The sequence below is a fragment of the Marisediminitalea lipolytica genome (assembly GCF_001758465.1).
In the GTDB taxonomy this organism is placed as follows: domain Bacteria; phylum Pseudomonadota; class Gammaproteobacteria; order Enterobacterales; family Alteromonadaceae; genus Alteromonas; species Alteromonas lipolytica.
Map to the genome: position 1 here is coordinate 63066 of NZ_MJIC01000021.1, position 16387 is coordinate 79452.

18 protein-coding genes are annotated in these 16387 nt (G+C 49.9%); 7 read left to right on the forward strand and 11 right to left on the reverse strand.

Going from position 1 to position 16387, the window contains the following annotated elements:
- Positions 1 to 148 precede the first annotated feature (148 nt).
- Both BFC17_RS21810 and BFC17_RS21815 read left to right on the forward strand, forming a co-directional pair.
- Positions 149 to 628, forward strand: coding sequence for a DoxX family protein (locus BFC17_RS21810; RefSeq protein ID WP_070178645.1), 480 nt, complete (start codon positions 149 to 151; stop codon positions 626 to 628).
- Positions 629 to 638: 10 nt separating this feature from the next.
- Positions 639 to 1667, forward strand: a complete 1029-nt coding sequence (locus BFC17_RS21815) for a hypothetical protein (protein ID WP_070178646.1) — start codon at positions 639 to 641, stop codon at positions 1665 to 1667.
- A 117-nt stretch (positions 1668 to 1784) separates the two neighbouring features.
- Here BFC17_RS21815 and BFC17_RS21820 read toward each other — a convergent pair whose 3' ends face one another.
- The 10 genes from BFC17_RS21820 to BFC17_RS21865 form a co-directional block, all read right to left on the reverse strand.
- Entirely contained in the window at positions 1785 to 2396 is a 612-nt protein-coding gene (locus BFC17_RS21820) for a TetR/AcrR family transcriptional regulator (protein WP_070178647.1), read from the reverse strand.
- Positions 2397 to 2458: 62 nt separating this feature from the next.
- On the reverse strand, positions 2459 to 2671 hold the full coding sequence (gene nrtS / locus BFC17_RS21825; protein WP_175439617.1) for a nitrate/nitrite transporter NrtS: 213 nt from the start codon (positions 2669 to 2671) through the stop codon (positions 2459 to 2461).
- A complete protein-coding gene (locus tag BFC17_RS21830; protein ID WP_070178648.1) occupies positions 2668 to 3159 on the reverse strand; it encodes a TlpA family protein disulfide reductase in 492 nt (163 codons plus the stop codon). The genes nrtS and BFC17_RS21830 overlap by 4 nt, the downstream gene beginning before the upstream one ends.
- 106 nt (positions 3160 to 3265) lie before the next feature.
- Positions 3266 to 3829 (reverse strand): acyloxyacyl hydrolase, encoded by a 564-nt coding sequence (locus tag BFC17_RS21835; protein ID WP_229681099.1) that lies wholly within the window; start codon positions 3827 to 3829, stop codon positions 3266 to 3268.
- Positions 3830 to 4057: 228 nt separating this feature from the next.
- Complete coding sequence (locus BFC17_RS21840) at positions 4058 to 4816, reverse strand: HvfC/BufC family peptide modification chaperone (RefSeq protein ID WP_070178649.1); 759 nt, start codon at positions 4814 to 4816, stop codon at positions 4058 to 4060.
- Complete coding sequence (locus tag BFC17_RS21845; RefSeq protein WP_070178650.1) at positions 4813 to 5709, reverse strand: MbnB/TglH/ChrH family RiPP precursor modification enzyme; 897 nt, start codon at positions 5707 to 5709, stop codon at positions 4813 to 4815. Before BFC17_RS21845 ends, BFC17_RS21840 begins: the two co-directional genes overlap by 4 nt.
- A gap of 23 nt (positions 5710 to 5732) precedes the next feature.
- A complete protein-coding gene (locus BFC17_RS21850) occupies positions 5733 to 6023 on the reverse strand; it encodes a BufA1 family periplasmic bufferin-type metallophore (protein ID WP_070178651.1) in 291 nt (96 codons plus the stop codon).
- A gap of 13 nt (positions 6024 to 6036) precedes the next feature.
- On the reverse strand, positions 6037 to 6363 hold the full coding sequence (locus tag BFC17_RS21855; RefSeq protein ID WP_070178652.1) for a thioredoxin family protein: 327 nt from the start codon (positions 6361 to 6363) through the stop codon (positions 6037 to 6039).
- 5 nt (positions 6364 to 6368) lie between these two features.
- Complete coding sequence (locus tag BFC17_RS21860) at positions 6369 to 6845, reverse strand: YHS domain-containing (seleno)protein (RefSeq protein ID WP_070178653.1); 477 nt, start codon at positions 6843 to 6845, stop codon at positions 6369 to 6371.
- Between the two features lie 242 nt (positions 6846 to 7087).
- On the reverse strand, positions 7088 to 8311 hold the full coding sequence (locus BFC17_RS21865; protein ID WP_070178654.1) for a dipeptidase: 1224 nt from the start codon (positions 8309 to 8311) through the stop codon (positions 7088 to 7090).
- 363 nt (positions 8312 to 8674) lie between these two features.
- Between BFC17_RS21865 and BFC17_RS21870 the strand changes: the two genes are divergently transcribed.
- From BFC17_RS21870 to nhaC, 5 genes are all read left to right on the forward strand, one after another.
- Positions 8675 to 9106: a hypothetical protein gene (locus BFC17_RS21870; RefSeq protein WP_083271895.1), complete on the forward strand. Its 432-nt coding sequence runs from the start codon at positions 8675 to 8677 to the stop codon at positions 9104 to 9106.
- A 15-nt stretch (positions 9107 to 9121) separates the two neighbouring features.
- Positions 9122 to 10306 (forward strand): pyridoxal phosphate-dependent aminotransferase, encoded by a 1185-nt coding sequence (locus tag BFC17_RS21875; protein ID WP_070178655.1) that lies wholly within the window; start codon positions 9122 to 9124, stop codon positions 10304 to 10306.
- A 76-nt stretch (positions 10307 to 10382) separates the two neighbouring features.
- Entirely contained in the window at positions 10383 to 12251 is a 1869-nt protein-coding gene (locus tag BFC17_RS21880) for a DUF885 domain-containing protein (protein WP_070178656.1), read from the forward strand.
- A 160-nt stretch (positions 12252 to 12411) separates the two neighbouring features.
- Positions 12412 to 13581, forward strand: a complete 1170-nt coding sequence (locus tag BFC17_RS21885) for a trans-sulfuration enzyme family protein (RefSeq protein ID WP_083271896.1) — start codon at positions 12412 to 12414, stop codon at positions 13579 to 13581.
- Positions 13574 to 15028 carry a Na+/H+ antiporter NhaC gene (gene nhaC / locus BFC17_RS21890; protein ID WP_070178657.1) on the forward strand — a complete coding sequence of 485 codons (1455 nt, stop codon included), beginning with the start codon at positions 13574 to 13576 and terminating at the stop codon, positions 15026 to 15028. The genes BFC17_RS21885 and nhaC overlap by 8 nt, the downstream gene beginning before the upstream one ends.
- Here the strand turns inward: nhaC and BFC17_RS21895 are convergent.
- Entirely contained in the window at positions 15025 to 16332 is a 1308-nt protein-coding gene (locus BFC17_RS21895; RefSeq protein WP_070178658.1) for an alginate export family protein, read from the reverse strand. The genes nhaC and BFC17_RS21895 overlap by 4 nt on opposite strands.
- Positions 16333 to 16387 lie beyond the last annotated feature (55 nt).

Sequence of the window (16387 nt, forward strand, 5' to 3'; positions counted from 1 at the left end):
AAGGCATTACATTTCGCCACGAGCAGTAAACACGATTAGGTACAAAGCGCAGACGATTGGTCGCTTTTTGTCAGTCGGCTTCCCTTACATTAACAGCACTGGCAACAGGCCAGCATCGATTAACCGTAATAATTTAAGGAACCTTCTCGTGAAACCATTATCGCTACTGTTTGTGCGTTTAAGCACGCTCTCCGCAAGATTGTTTACGCCATTGCAAGCCGGGCTTTCACTGGTTGGCCGGCTGTATGTGGCCTGGGCCTTTTTTGCCTCAGGCCTGACTAAAACCAATGACTGGGAAACCACTTTATTCTTATTCGAATACGAATATCACGTGCCCTTTCTGCCTTTTGCCCTGGCAGCCTGCCTTGCCACTGTCGCAGAATTAATTCTGCCTGTATTGCTCAGTGTCGGGCTGGCCGCCCGCTTTAGCGCTTTAGGCTTAGGGGTTGTTAATGCAGTGGCGGTGATCAGCCTGGAAGAGATTGCCCCGGCAGCACTCTATGGCCACGTTATCTGGGGGCTCATTTTACTGCATGTCACCGTGTGGGGCGCTGGTACACTTTCGGCTGACCATTTTATTATGCGCAGAAAAAGTCCACTGCTTAACGCGCAGCCTACGTCAGCCTGAGTAGCAGAACGTGACCAATACCAGCATGCACAAGCCAGTCACCGGCGCTGAGCAAGTCATTCAGGGAGCGCCGTCTGTCACACTCGACAGCGGCGACCACTGCATTCCACAACATTACCTCAGTTATGCTTATCAGCGCGATACCATTGAAGATATCGTGCGGCAGTGTCACTTGAGTGATGACTACCTGATTATGGCCGGTGAAGATAGTGGCGGACTCTATATACAAATAGGCATTGTCGGTTTCGACACCTACAAAGCTCGTACGCCAGAGAGTAAGCGTAAAATTGTGTATGGCAGGCGTTGGCGTATAGAGCCCAAATTCCCAACGTCGGAGCTTATTCAAACCATTTTTCTGGCACTGAAAAAAGCCCGGGAACACGAAGTAAGGGAACGTTTTAAAGTGGCTTTAAATGGTCAGTGGAGCTCTCCTTTCAGCACCCACCAGGATTTACCATTGTTTGTTGCGCAGTCGTCCTTTTTGCGCGACAACGAAGGGAGCCCTTCAATCCACCATTTTCGTCAGCAGGCTGTGAGAATATGCAGGCAATTGCGCTTTGATCACGGCAATATCTCTGTGCTCAGTATCGAGCAACGTAGCAACGCGCAGTGGCTGCTGGACCTGTCGCTTTCCCCTTCGAGGTACTCGGAATTACCTGAGTCAGCGATGCGCACGATGACCTTGTTACTGGACTCCCCTTCGGTCAATATCATGCTGTTTGCACTGATGGATATGTTTATCAAACGCAGTGACGACTGGGTTGCAGAGCACTTTACCTACCAGAAGGTCGCCCGTTTTAGCACCCGCTATTCAGCAACCCGCCAGGCCTCACTCTCGCTGCAAACCCGCAAACGCAATGAACAGGCTGAATTCGACGACTTTTACCAGCGCCTGGCAGCGCATAACGATGGCGTCGACCGTGACAGAGCACCTGATATCATTGGCAAGCACCTGCCCCGGGATATTCAGAATCAGTTACAGCAACACTCCGATATCGATGGCTTTTTGCCTGAGTTGTCCATTACTGCTGCGCCTTGAGCTCCTCTTTAAGCGTAGCTATCTGCGCAGCTAGTCAGTCTCTGGCTGTTGCATCGAACGGTCTTAGCTGCCCTGCCACACAGTACACGTAGCGCGGGCTGGTATCGGTGCTTGCAATCACTGTTTATGATCTGCCGGTGCCCCGGCAGCGTGCATTGTCAGTAGCGATAAGGCAATTTGTTTAGCCACCTGGGCTGCATTTTTATTGCTGGTAGTGTGGGCATTCACAATGGCACCATCGGTCAGCACGGCAAACTGCACAGCCAGTTCGTGGGGATCGGCCAGTGGAATACCGGCCATAAGCTCTTCGATATACTGAATCACCAACCGCTTATGCATGGCACAAATAACATGCACCGGATGGTCCTGACGCGGATACTCGGCCGATGCATTAATAAACATGCAGCCGGAGAACTGTCTGGAGGTGGTCCATTCCGCAATAGCGTCAAAGTAGGCCAGTACTCTGGCAAATATTGGCTCGCCGGTTTGCTTTGACTCATACTTTTTCACCCCGGCTTTCAGCATCGCCATAAATTCCTGATCGCGGTGCTGCAAGGTTGCAATAACCAGCTCGTCCTTGGATTTAAAGTGGTTATACAGGGTACGCTTGGCCACGCCGGCATGTTCCAGCACGGTATCAATCCCGGTACCTTTAATGCCTTCGCGGTAAAACAGCTGCTGCGCGGTTTCAACCAGATGTTCACGCTTACTTTTACGCCCTTGCGCCATGATGTCACCTCAATGAGTACACCGATCAGTATACATTAAACATAATGAAACAACAGTTTCACTCAGCGTTCAGGCGGCGCACTCAGGCGGCCATATAAAAATACCGAAAAAGGCACGCAATAGCTTAATATCGCTTTGGTAAAGTTAATGTTGTCGTGATTCAGTAACACTTCATACTGATTAATTAAAAACAAGATGGTACCCACCACCAGCGCCGTTTTAAATGCACTGATCAGGTCACTGAAATTAAGGTGTTTGGCCATACGTTTTATCATTGTGACAATACCTGCTCTATCCCTTCAGGATAACGATGTCCGCGATAAAGTAGCTGTCCGGATTGTGAAACAATAACAAACACCGGCGTACCCAGCACGCCGTAAGCCTGGCTTATATGATTGTCGTGATCATATGCCACCGGAAAAGTCATGGCGTAGTCGTTTATATAACGATTGGCGTTGGCCACCGAATCGTTAATCCCCACGTTTACTGCCAGCACGTCTATAACATCACCGTATTGCTTATGCAGATTAACCACTTTTGGCGTTACCTTTTTACAGTACGGGCACCAGGTCGCCCAAAAATAAAGTAACGTGGGTTTCGCATTCTGACTGGCAGGGAACGTAAAGGTTTCCCCCCGAAGGCTGACAAACTCAAACTCGGGGGCCTGAGGCGACGTTCTCTGCTGCTCTTGTGCGCTGGCGATACTACTCACTCCGCTCAACAACAGGACAAATACAATACTGATCAAATTTATATAGCGCATAACAACTCGAATGTTCTGATTAATGGAAAATGAGTAAATAAAGACCGTGCTACCCTGACCTTTCTTCCTCTTTTTGTGCCGGACCCGGCATGCCCGTATGGGTTTGCTATAACCGCATAGCGAAAGACAAACTGATAAAATCAAGTCCGGGATTAGGCTTTTTCACCCCGCCATTTGAGTAGTGAAAGTAACGCAGTGCGAGGCGATACTGATAGGTTCGACCGAATTCATAACCAAGCCCAAGGCGATCCTCAAACTGATAGTGGGTACTTACATTTTTTCCGGCAAACCTGGTGTCATCCAGCAGCGATAAACCGATCCCAAACTCACCAAAAAAACGGCCTGTAGCGCTTGGAGAGAAGGTTTTACGTAATACCGGTGACAGCGCAATAATAAAGTTAGTATCGTGTTGTCGCTCGGCACCGTACTCCCAGAAATTCACACTGGTTTCCACGTAAAAGTGCAGATCCGGGGAGTAATCGGTTAAGACTTGCTGATAATACTGATACGCGACTTTTATGCCCTCAACGTCGCCTTCCCCACGAATATAATCTACCGCTACGCTGGCAGCCTGAGCGTAAGACGTGGTCGCGGCAATCACAACAACAACGCCTGTCAGCTTTTTTAGTAAGCGTGCCGCCATAGGTAAAACATGCTTATACCAATTCATTTTCACACCTTAAAATATGGGTTATTTGATGGCGGAAATTCTAGGCTGGTAAGCGCTGGATAAGTTGCCCTGTCGTATCGTAAAGTTACCCAATCAGCGCCTTTCGTGGTCTGTGGATTTTCAGAGTAAAAAAAGGCGGTGTATCACTACACCGCCAAACACTGGAGACAGTGAATGTCCCCGACAGGTGAGCCATTTGGCGAGCCGATTGGCAAGCCAATTAATAAGCTAGTTCAAGCGTACTATCCATCCTTTTTGCAGCGCCGCGGACAGCCACGCAGCAAAATCAAGCGCCGGATAAGCATCCAGCAAAGCGCCTACACTCAGCCCCTGACGAACTCCATCAAGCCATTGATATTCCAACGAATTGGTAACAGTTACCGAGGTATTTTCCGCGCCCTGCGCAATAACATAACAACCACTTTCTTCACTATTCATAACTTTTTCCAACTGTGCTTTTGCGGGAACATTACTCTCGTCGTAATCACGGTGAAGCTGCCATAACCCGTGCAGCGGATACTGACTGCTGATCAGTTGCAACGACGGTTGTAATTGCAGATAAATTGCATCGGGGTCCTGGGTTTGCAAACGCGCTAATGAATCGACTTCCAGCTTCAGATGGCGTTGTCTCGAAGCTGAGTGAAAGGCCCACTCAAAACCCGCCATTTCGGTTAAATACGGATGGGTCGCGTGTAACTCGCTAGTACGTAACAAACTCACCAGGCCATAGCCCCAGTCAGCCCAGTCGCCACTTACCGGCAATTCTTCTCGTAACAGCCGGCGACTAAGAATATATAAGGCGTCTTCGCCAAGCATTTTGGTAACTACCGGAAAACTCAGGCTCAGACTTCGTTGTGCGGTGCTGTACAAATTATACTGGTATACCGCCAGACCAGCTTGCCCGGGGTCAGAGTGTATCGCTTGTAGCAGATCTGCCTGATAGCGTTGCACCGGGTTTATTGGTTGATTCGATGGGTAGGAAATCATTTAGCAATCTCCAGTACCATCATGTCCATGTGCCTACGGGCTTGCTCTGCTTCAGCCAGCAGTTGCGGCCATTGGGGTAAATTATTGTCCCACTCAATCAGCGTTGCTGCTTCAGGAAAACGTTCGTGGGCGTTATGAAAAAGCGCCCAGCAATCATCTGATACTGGCTGACCATGATCATCCACCACCAGCTTGCCCGGTGCTGCCGGAGAGCTGCCGGCCAGATGCAGTTCTTTTACAGCCTGCGCCGGTAGTTCACTTAACCACTGACGGGCCTGCACCAGTGGATTTTCCCGGGAAAAATTGTGGTAATTCACCAAAATATTATTCAGGTCCACCAGCAGTCCGCACTGGGTCTGCTCGACCACCCGGGATAAAAATTCTGTCTCGGTAAACTGACTCTGCGCTACAGGGATATAGGTCACAATATTCTCTATCAGTAACTGCCTGCCCAACAGTTGCTGTACCCTGTCGATGTTGTCGCAAAGTACGTCTAACGTTGCGCGGTCAAACTTTAGCGGCAACAAATCCCCGGCATGTACCGGTGAGTTGCCCAGTTTTCCCCAGGTAAAACAGGCGTGATCCGATATCAACACCGGATCGATGCGCTTTACCAGGTTAGCAAATGCCTTAAGGTAATCAGGGTTAATTCCCTGAGCGGATCCCAACCCCATAGCCGTGCCATGAATACTGACAGGGTAGGAATCCCGAATCTGGTCTGACAGGCGACATATCGCGCCGCCGTCAGCGAAGAAATTCTCGGCATGAATTTCAACAAAATCAATAGAGGACGACGGCTGCATTAACGCCGCAGAGTAATGCTCGTGACGTAAACCAACTCCCACCGGAGCAGAGCTGGTTAGAGCCTGACCACCAGGTTTTAATACGGCCATCGTAAATCCTCCTTTAAGCCGGGTTAGCGATTTTGGCGCTGTTCAGCGTCATAACGTTTTTTGGCCTCTGCTTTGAGCATGCCGCCTAAACTTTCGCAACTCCCTTTAGCGACCAGCTTCCATTCGCCGGGATCCTTATCCATAGTGGACTGCCCCGCACAACTGTGGGTGCCAGCCAGGTTACCGCAGTCGTTCTGACCTGCGGCCGCGATGCCGTAACATTTTTCCTTACCTGCCGCCTGCGCTGGCGCAGCGATAACAGATGTCAGTGCCATGGCCAGCGCCGCAGCAGCAATAGTACGTTTGTTAGTCATGTTTATTACCTCGTTAAGCGACTAAGTTAATGTGTGAGTCAATCCACTGGGTTAACTCGGCGTAAGAACCCGAGCCAACTTTAGTGTCGAGACGCTTTTCGTGATCCAGCAGAATGAGCGTGGGTACTGCGCGTACGCCAAGCCGGTGTGCCAGTTCGAAGTCTTCTTCAGCATCCACTTTGACTACGCGTAAAGCGCCGGCATAACCCTGCTCAATCATGTTGATAACCGGTGCAATTTGTTTGCAGGGGCCGCACCACTCAGCACTAAACCACAGCATCACAACAGGCTCCGGATAAGGATGGCCATTTGCGCTGATAGACTGAAATTCCGCCGTCATAAGGCTTACTCCTCTGCGTTGGTGTCTGCGACAGACAGGGCCTCAATGCCATCCCATACCCGGTAAGCGGTTTTCAGGTTAGCTGGTACATCTTCCAGCCACTTCTTCTGTACGGCTTTATTAAGGTTCAGATAGAGCTTGTCGTCTTCGATGTAAAACGCAGCAGGGTCTACGTCGAGCTTCTTATTCAAGGCAACACCCATGGCACAGTAGCCACCAAACTGCGGGGCATATTTGTCGGCATCGGCTTTAAACATGTCGCGGTTTTTGGCGCTGGCAAAGCGGTAGATAGCACCGTCATGGGTGGCAGTAAATTTAGCTGTACCTTCCACCGCTTTGTGCTGAGTAAAATAAGCCACAGGATCATAACCATGGATAGCTACATCGTTTTCGGCGATATTAACTGACGAGGCGAATGTCAGGCTGCTGAACAGAATAGAACCGGCCAGGCCAGCCATTTTTACCAGACGTGAAATTTTCATAAGACGTTTCCTTAAACAAATTAACAAATATAAACAGGCAAAGTGCGAACCTAAGATTCAGGCTTGCTCTCTGTGATGTATAAGGTATGAAAATTCGAAAACAGGAAGGAAACTCAAACGCCACAAAATAAGGCTATTCGTCCAGAGAGCTGTCAGACCGACAGAAGGCAGAAAAACCAGGCAATAAAAAGGGCACACCTAAGTGTGCCCGGCTTGCTGTTTTTACGGAGAACAAGCAAAAACTATTTCTTGAGGGAAGCCGCGAAATCCTGCGCTTGCTTTAATAATCGCAACGCGTTATTCCCCCATATATCGGCGAGGTCCTGTTCGGTGTAGCCCTCGGCCAGTAAACGTTCGGTGATCTTAGGCAGTGCCGCCACGTCCATCATGGTTTCGACACCACCGCCACCATCCCAGTCGGCGCCCACGCCGGTATGCTGCGGCCCGGCCACTTCCAGAATGTGCAGAAAATGTTCCATGTAATCTTCAAAGGTAGCTCTGACCGCCGGATGCTCCATATCAATCTGCTTGCGCTTGGCTTTAAGCGCGGCAATTTCATGGGCGCTCATTTCAGCCATATTACCCATCTGCTTAAATAAGGCGCTGTAGGCCTTACCCCTTTCAGGATCACTGGGAAGTTCTTTAAGATACGAGCTGTAGGCATTCACATGGATTACACCACCACTCTCTACCAGCTTTTTAAGCAGACTATCGTCAACATTACGGGGATGATCATAGATAGCTTTGGTGCCAGAGTGAGATAAAATTACCGGCGTTTTTGACAGTTCAATCATGTCGCGAAGAACGTCATCATGGGCATGGGAACCATCCAGAATAATGCCCAGCTCATTGGCTTTTTTAACCAGCTCTTTACCCAGTGGCGACAGTCCGCCCCACTGCTGCCCATCAGGGTCTGTGGAGCTGTCACCAAACTGGTTATTTTTAAAATGCACCGGCCCAACCATGCGCAGGCCCATTTTGTAAAAGCTCTCCAGCAGACTCAGGTCTTCACCTAGTGGATAGGCGTTTTCCATGCTGATATAAACAATTTTTTTGCCTTGTCCGGCAATGGTTTTAGCATCTTCGGGCTGGGTTGCCAGCGCAAAGGTATCCGGATTAGCTGCCACCATTTTATGGATCGCCATAGCGCGCACTAACGCAGTGTCACGGGACGATTTAAACCCGGCATCGGTTACCGGCCCCTGCGGACTGTAGATAACCCAGAAACCACCATCCAGACCACCGCTATCCATGCGGGGCACATCAACCTGCGAAAAATCATCGTCATAGGTATGTGCATGCATGATGTCAAAGCCTGGTTGCACCAGCAGCGCCGGTGTATCCAGGTGAGTATCCATTACCACCAGCGACTCGTGCAGCGCATCAGCATCGGTTGCAGCGCCAGCCGGACTGCAGCAAACTGCCACGGTCAGCGCGCAAAGCGAATGTTTAAGCGTTTTTATCATTGCAGAAAATCCTGTGTATCATTAAGGCTGCAAAGATAGACAGGCTTTAATGACTTTATTTATTGTTACTTGGCAATGTGCATATCAAACCACGTACCAGAGTAGCCATATTCACCGTATTTTGGGATAAACCACCCCTTAGTATCGATAAAATGCATATTTAATACCGTATACCAAATTAACAACTGGTTAATCCCTGCGGGAAACAACACATCAACGCGCTGGCTTGCACTTCTGTAGGGATTTAATTTTGACCATTTGCACCACTATAGACAAAAGTATAACCGCGCAGAATGGTTTATCTCTCAGCCCAATTTGCCGTATAGTGCTTATCACAAAGAAAGACACGCCAGAGGAAAACTGATGACCCACCCAGTAAAAATGTCCACCGGAATGAAAATTTTCAGTTGGTTAATGGTGTTATGGAATGGCATTGGTGTGGCCGCCTTTTTTAGCCAGGTGATGATGACACCGGAAATGATTGCCCAGTTACCAGAAGCCCAACAGGCCGTTTACCGGGATATCCCGGCTTGGTCGTATAGCGCTTATGCGCTTGCCGTATTTGGCGGTCTGATTGGCAGTTTGTTACTCGCACTGGGTAAAAAACTGGCCTTTCCAGTATTGGTGGTTTCACTGGCGGGGGTAGTGGTGCAGCAGTATTATAATTTTGTCATCATCGATGCCATCAAACTGATGGGGTGGGGCATTGTGGTTATGCCCATCATTGTAACCACCATTTCCATTGTCTTAGTGTTAATCAGTCAGCGTGGTGTGAAATCAGGCTGGTTAAACTAACCCAAAGAGAGAGTTATGCAGTATTCTGATCGGGCCAATGCCATCGCGCCCTTTTATGCCATGAGTTTTGGCGAGAAAGCCACCGCCCTGGAAGCTAAAGGGCATTCTGTTGTCCGGTTAAATATCGGCGAACCGGACTTCGGCGCACCGCCAGCCGTGCAGCAGGCCATGCAACAAGCGGTAGAACTAAATCAATTGCCTTATACCAGTGCCCTGGGCGACAGCCGGTTACGTGTGGCAATCGCAGACTTTTACGCTCTTAAGCACGGCGTAACCATTGCGCCGCAACGGGTAGTGGTTACTGCTGGCGCATCTGCCGCGCTGTTACTGGTTTGTGCCGCCCTGGTCAATCCTGGCGACGAGGTGATGGTGGGCGATCCCTCTTACCCATGCAACCGTCAGTTTGTCACCACTTTTGGCGGGCAGGTTAACCTGGTTCCGACCACCGAACACGATCGCTTTCAGTTATCGCCTGCTCTGGTAGAACAGTACTGGAACAGCACTACCAAAGCGCTGATGATAGCTACGCCATCAAACCCTACCGGAACGGCCGTAGCCAGTGCAGACCTCGCAAGCATGTGCGAATTTGCCAAAGCCAAAGGGGCCTGGCGGATCATCGACGAAATCTATCTGAACCTCAGCGACGACGAGCATGGCGAGCCGCAAACCGCTTTAGCATTTGATGACGATGCCATCATCATTAACAGTTTTTCTAAGTATTTTGGCATGACCGGCTGGCGCTTGGGCTGGATGATTGTTCCCGAGGATATGGTGGAAGTAATCGAGCGACTTGCCCAAAATCTGTATATCTGCCCGTCAACACCAGCACAGCTGGCTGCCCTGGCCTGCTTTAAACCAGAAACCCTGGCGCTGTGTGAAACACGAAGAGCTTCCCTGTTAACCCGTCGGCAAATTGTACTGGATGGCCTGGCAAAAGCCGGATTGCCTGTACCTGTGCCGCCGGATGGTGCCTTTTACGTTTACATTGATGTCAGCGGTCTGGGCATGAGCGCTATGGCGTTTTGTGAGCGCCTGCTGGAGGAAGCGCATGTGGCACTCACCCCTGGTAACGACTTTGGCCCAACTGGCGGTGACCAGTATGTTCGCCTGTCCTATGCAACAGCAGAAGAGCAGTTGCATGAGGGTCTCGCTCGCATTGCAAAATTTACTCACAAATTGAAACACTCTTTACAGGAATAGAGTTGAAATAGCCCCGGGTTCACGGTCTACTATGGCGTTAATATAACTATAAAAGACCAACCCAGGGACTTTCACCATGAAACGACTTTTTATTTTAAGTGCGGTCGCCCTTGCGCTGTCCGCCTGCTCCGAAGCGCCACAAACCAACAGCACAACCCAGCCAGCATCAGTTGCAGAAACAGCACAAGTCAGCGAATCAGAACGTCTGAACGCGTGGTTTGAAGAAAAATACGAAGAACAATTGCAGTTCTCACCATTAATGATGACGCGTCTGGGGCGCAAGGATTTATACGACCAGATTGATGATATGTCTGAACAGGCCCAGGATAAACGACTGGCCTGGATGGCGGGCACCGTTGACGAACTCAAAGCCAACTTTGACTACAGCAAGCTCGACGAAGAAACAAAAATTTCCTACGACATCTGGATGTTCCAGTTCGAACAAGCGAAAAAGCAGGCTGAGTTCCGCCGTCGTAACTACGTACTAACCCAAATGAACGGCATGCAATCCATGCTACCCACGCTGCTGATTAATTATCACAAGGTAGCCGAGGCATCTGATGTCGATGCCTATATTTCACGCTTAAAAGGTGTTGGTAAAGCAGTAGAACAGCTGACTAATCAGGTTGCCATTAACGCCGATGAAGGCGTAAAAGCACCGTACTTTGCTTACGAAGGCGTGATTAAACAAAGTAAAGCCATTATATCCGGCAAACCTTTTAACCCGAACAGTGACAAGGACTCCTCATTACTGGCGGATGTAAAAGCCAAGATTGCCGCACTACAAAGCGCTGGTGATATCACCGCAGAACAAGCAGCGGCCTATATCACCGATGCTGAAGCAGCCCTGGTAGAAGATGTGATGCCAGCTTACGGCAAACTGATCAGCTGGTTTGAAAATGACCTGCCGAATATTTCCCGCGACGCCAAAGGGGCCTGGTCATTGCCACAGGGCGAAGCCTATTATAATGCGGCTCTGGCGCTGAGAACCACTACCGATCTGACTGCCGATGAGATTCACCAAATCGGCTTAAACGAAGTGGAGCGGATCCTGGGCGAAATGGAAAAAATTAAGCAGGCAGAAGGCTTTGACGGCACCTTAAAAGAATTCTTTGCTTATATAAAATCGGATAATACCGACGAGCGTTTTTACTACCCCAACACCGATGAGGGCCGCCAGGCGTATCTTGATGATGCCACCCGGTTTTTAGATAATATCGCGGCCAAACTACCCGACTTCTTCGGCATTCTGCCCAAGGCTGATCTGGTAGTAAAACGGGTTGAACCTTATCGCGAACAGGCTGGTGCACCGCAGCATTATTTTGCCGGTTCTCCCGATGGCAGTACTCCGGGTGTTTACTATGCTCACCTTATCGACATGACCACCATGCCGAAAAACGAGATGGAAGCCATCGCCTATCACGAGGGTAACCCCGGCCACCACATGCAAATTTCCATTGCCCAGGAGTTACAGGGAGTCCCTAAATTCAGAACCACGTCCTTTTTTAACAGTTATGTAGAAGGCTGGGCGCTATATGCCGAAAGCGTGGCCAAGGAGATGGGCGGCTATCAGAACCCCATGTCAGATTTTGGCCGCCTGGTTTCAGAAATGTGGCGCGCTATTCGTCTGGTAGTAGATACGGGGATCCACGCCAAAGGCTGGACTGAGGAAGAAGCCAATCAGTTCTTCCGTGACAACTCACCGGTTTCTGATGGTGCCATTAAAACCGAAGTGCAGCGTTATTTTGTCTGGCCGGGTCAGGCTACTTCATACAAGATTGGCATGCTGAAAATTCTTGAATTACGTGCCAAAGCCGAAGCCGAGCTGGGCGAAAAGTTTGATATTCGTGATTTCCATGATGTGGTACTTGGCAGCGGTGCCGTGCCTCTGGCCATTCTGGAACGCATGGTAGATAACTGGATAGCAAAAGAAAAAGCAGCTTAAACCCGTATTACGCAATATCAACGCCGGCATTTTTTCGCCGGCGTTTTTGATTTATAAATCCTAAGTAGCTGTTGTTGGTCGCAAATAACAAAACCAGCCTCTTGTGTGCTCACCTTTTTTACAGGTATGGTGGTATAAAATATTAAAAATACAAAACGACATGAAAATATCCCAGCAAGACATCGATATCTGTTGTGGTCCGGAGCCGCTGGTCGCTCACACAGACAGTCAACCGGTTAGTCAGCCCATTCATCAGACTTCCCTTTTTTCGTATAGCAGCTTTGAAAATTTGTGTACGGCGCTGGCTAACGAATACAGCATGCCGGTATACACCCGAGGGCGAAACCCCAGTGTAACCAGTGTGGAAAAGAAGCTGGCAGCGCTGGAACGCGGTGAAGCCTGTAAGCTGTTTGCGTCGGGAATGGGAGCCATCAGCGCCGCCATTACCGGCCTGGTTAATCAGGGTGAACATATTATTTTTATTAATCAGGTTTACAGCCCTACTATACAGTTGGCTGAACAGCTGAGTCGCTTTGGGGTAACCTTTACTTATCTGACTTCAGGGGATCCCGAGCAGCTGGAAGCAGCCATCCGCCCGCAAACCAGATTGATTTGGTTTGAGAGCCCGGCCACCATGACCTTCAAGCGCATAGATATCAGTAAGGTGGTAGCCATTGCCCACCGACATGGCATTTTAACCGGTATCGACAACACCTGGGCGACGCCTCTGCTGCAAAAACCTATCACCCTTGGTGTTGATATTGTTGCGCACTCGCTTACCAAGTATATCGGCGGCCACAGCGATGTTGTGGCTGGTGCGCTCATAAGCCGTCATGCTGTACTCAAGCAAATTTTCTATCGTACTTTTTTGCTCAATGGCGCAGCGCTTGGGCCAATGGATGCATGGCTGATTGAACGCGGCTTACGCACCCTTAGCGTTCGTTTACAGCAGCAGGAAGCCAGTGCGCTGGCTATAGGCCGTTTTCTTGAAGGTCATCCTAAAGTGTCCCGTATCTACCATCCGGCCTGGCAAGAGGATGCCCCGCCAGCAGAGACAAACCCGTTGGCCGGCTATAATGGCCTGATTAGCTTTAGTCTCAAACCAGCGGATTTTGCCAGCGTTACCCGCTTTTTGAATGCGCTGAAACAATTCCGCCTGGGCGTTAGCTGGGGTGGCTTTGAGAGCCTGGCTATTTCATTGCAACGCCCGGAAAATGCCGAACAACTGGCAGCAATGAATCTGCCTCAGGGCCTGATCAGGCTATCGGTAGGACTGGAAGCGGTACAAACGCTGATTAACGATCTGGAACAGGCTTTTACCCATGTCTGAACAGGCAAAGCGCCCGTTCGATAAACCACAACCCGTATGGCTTGCGGCTTTACCGCTACTTGTACTGCTGGCCGTTTTTTGCGCTGGCGCCCTGTTTACCGAACTGGGGGGCACCCTGGTAGTGGTGGCTATCCTACTGGCCGCCCTCGTGGCAGGCGGTATAGGTTTTAGCCGTGGCATTCGCTGGCAACAAATGGAAGCCAGCGCCGTCGCCAAGTTTGGTGATGTATTTCCTGTTGTGCTGATTTTGCTGTCCATCGGTGGCTTAATTGGCAGCTGGATGCTGTGCGGTACTATTCCGTTTTTTGTTTGGCTGGGTATTTACCTGATTGATCCTGGCTACCTGTACGTTTCTGCTTTTCTGGCCGCTGCGCTAATGAGTATTTTTACCGGTTCGTCCTGGGCATCGGCTGGCACCATCGGCGTGGCGTTGATGGGACTGGCAACGGTGATGGACGCCTCTTTAGCCATTACCGCTGGCGCGGTTATCTCTGGCGCCTGTTTTGGCGACAAAATGTCTCCCCTGTCAGACTCAACTAATATTTCGGCAATTGCCGCCCAGGCCAATCTTTATGAGCATATTGGCCACATGGTGTACACCGCACTACCATCATTTTTACTGGCCTTACTGGTGTTTTTACTGGTGCCGCTTTCTCCCACCGGTGCACAGAACGATGCCATCGCCGCTACGGCAGCCATGCAGGCACTGATTGAAGACGCCTTTGCGCCTGCCTGGTGGCAGTTACTGCCACCCGCGCTGGTGATTTTAGCGATAACACAAAAATGGCCACCGGTGCTGGGAATAACCTACTCTACTTTGCTGGCCCTGATATTAGCAGTGGCATTTCGCCCCTTTAGCCTGGACGACGCTGTCATGGCTTATTTACATGGCTTTTCCGTAGACATGTTGCCAACAGCAATCCAGCTTAAAGCACAGGCTAACGAAGCGTTTTTACAGCTGGTAGAGCGCGGCGGCCTTTACTCAATGGTCGGTACGCTGGTGGTAATAATTGCGGCATTTTTGTTGGCCGGCGCCATGCAGGCCAGCGGCGGTTTAAACGTACTAATTCAGGCTATGCTAAAACAGGTTAAAGGGGTTTTCAGTCTCATCTTAAGCACCATGCTAAGTGGAGTAACGTTATTGTCGTTAACCAGTCATGGCGGCGTTACCAGTTTAATTGTGGGTAATCTGTATCAGCAGGCTTACCAGGCAAAACGCCTGGCGCCGGTCAATCTTTCCCGCAGTATCGAAGATTCTGTAACCCTGATGGATCCGGTGCTGCCATGGACTGTGTCGGGATTGTTTATGGCCTCAACTCTGGGCGTGGCAACCATAGATTACATGCCCTGGGCTCTCTTTTGCTGGGGCGGGCCGCTATTTTCGTTAATGCTGGCAGCCTTTTTTAGCCAAACCAGGGCAATCCGGGCCGCCCGTCAGATAAATTAAAATTTCAGCTGAAAAGCCGTATAACCATAAACCGTATCATCCGGGTAATTGCCTTGTTCAAAGGCATCGCCTTTCAGCATATACGCACCACCAAATTCCAGGCGGAATTTAGGTAGCAACTGGTGCCGCCAGCGAAATTCAATCTGGTTACCGATATCACTGGCGCTGCCCTGCGGCGTTTTTTGGTAACTCATATTTAAATAACGAATCAACAGGTTATCTTTTTTGGTAAATTTGCTGACCATTTTAAGCCCTACTGACACCAGGTTTCGACGCGGCTGGGTGACATACACTTCCGTCGGACCAAAATCGAAACGGCGTACGCCATACAGCGCGTCAAAGTTGGTATTTTTACCATCGCTACTATCGTTGTCACCACTGATGATATCGGCAATGAACTGTAGTGACGTGGTGTCGGTCACCATTTGCCCGAGGGCACCATGAAATAGCCAGGCCTGATGATCGATTTCAGTGACATCACTGGGCGATGTTGATTGATGGCGGGTACCCGACTGCACAATGACTTCGGCATCAGCACGCCATTTGGTGTCATTAGGCAGCGTATAGTGCGCACTCACCGTAAGAAACTCACGATTGGCAGTATTCAGATCCGGACCATCTTCTTCGTCAAACCAATAGGCTTGTAACTGCCAGGTTTTCTTGGCTGACGCCGCGTAAGCACCATACATAACACGTTCTGAATAAGATTTATCGAAGGCCCGCTCATTGGCATCGACACTTGCTGCATCACCGGGTAACCGGGTCACCGGCATCAGATACACCCCGCGCACAGTCCAGTCCTGCCATTGCCAGTCACTGACTACACCATCAAAAGTATTCATCGCATTACGGAAATAGCCGCTTGAAATGATACGGCGACTGCCATGGTCGAGTAAAAAGCGCCCCACGCTGGTCTTCTTCATACTTAGCCCGGACTCACTTTCGCCAGTGCCCAACCAGGAAAAATGAAATTGCACAGGTTCAAGGGTATTGACCTGAGAACGCCCAAGCGTGGGATCATCGTTATCCAGATACACCCGCGAGTCACCCAACTCCCCAACAAGTTCGAAGTTTGACCACTTCATTACACCTTTCACCTGTAACTTGGATGACAAGCGCTGATTATGCTGATGGTAACGAGGGTTCGTCGTGGGAAACAGCGGGTTGGTGATATTTTCAAAACGAACATTCCATTGTCCGGACACGTCAATCGTGGGCGACTCCGCCTGCGCTGGCATAGCACTCGTTAATAACGTGCCAACAACAGCGCTACAGCTAGCAAATTTAAGGTACAGTGATCTCATGGGTGTCTCCGGTTCTTTCACCTGGGAATGCTTAAATGAAGTGGTGCAGAAATGT

Bases quoted from the DNA above. Each gene is read 5' to 3' on its own strand.
- nhaC (WP_070178657.1), top strand. From the start codon at position 13,574: ATGTCTGAACAGGCAAAGCGCCCGTTCGATAAACCACAACCCGTATGG.
- BFC17_RS21855 (WP_070178652.1), bottom strand. From the start codon at position 6,363: ATGACGGCGGAATTTCAGTCTATCAGCGCAAATGGCCATCCTTATCCG.
- BFC17_RS21875 (WP_070178655.1), top strand. From the start codon at position 9,122: ATGCAGTATTCTGATCGGGCCAATGCCATCGCGCCCTTTTATGCCATG.
- BFC17_RS21830 (WP_070178648.1), bottom strand. From the start codon at position 3,159: ATGCGCTATATAAATTTGATCAGTATTGTATTTGTCCTGTTGTTGAGC.
- BFC17_RS21835 (WP_229681099.1), bottom strand. From the start codon at position 3,829: ATGAATTGGTATAAGCATGTTTTACCTATGGCGGCACGCTTACTAAAA.
- BFC17_RS21895 (WP_070178658.1), bottom strand. From the start codon at position 16,332: ATGAGATCACTGTACCTTAAATTTGCTAGCTGTAGCGCTGTTGTTGGC.
- BFC17_RS21845 (WP_070178650.1), bottom strand. From the start codon at position 5,709: ATGGCCGTATTAAAACCTGGTGGTCAGGCTCTAACCAGCTCTGCTCCG.
- BFC17_RS21885 (WP_083271896.1), top strand. From the start codon at position 12,412: ATGAAAATATCCCAGCAAGACATCGATATCTGTTGTGGTCCGGAGCCG.
- nrtS (WP_175439617.1), bottom strand. From the start codon at position 2,671: ATGATAAAACGTATGGCCAAACACCTTAATTTCAGTGACCTGATCAGT.
- BFC17_RS21865 (WP_070178654.1), bottom strand. From the start codon at position 8,311: ATGATAAAAACGCTTAAACATTCGCTTTGCGCGCTGACCGTGGCAGTT.
- BFC17_RS21840 (WP_070178649.1), bottom strand. From the start codon at position 4,816: ATGATTTCCTACCCATCGAATCAACCAATAAACCCGGTGCAACGCTAT.
- BFC17_RS21880 (WP_070178656.1), top strand. From the start codon at position 10,383: ATGAAACGACTTTTTATTTTAAGTGCGGTCGCCCTTGCGCTGTCCGCC.
- BFC17_RS21820 (WP_070178647.1), bottom strand. From the start codon at position 2,396: ATGGCGCAAGGGCGTAAAAGTAAGCGTGAACATCTGGTTGAAACCGCG.
- BFC17_RS21850 (WP_070178651.1), bottom strand. From the start codon at position 6,023: ATGACTAACAAACGTACTATTGCTGCTGCGGCGCTGGCCATGGCACTG.
- BFC17_RS21860 (WP_070178653.1), bottom strand. From the start codon at position 6,845: ATGAAAATTTCACGTCTGGTAAAAATGGCTGGCCTGGCCGGTTCTATT.
- BFC17_RS21870 (WP_083271895.1), top strand. From the start codon at position 8,675: ATGACCCACCCAGTAAAAATGTCCACCGGAATGAAAATTTTCAGTTGG.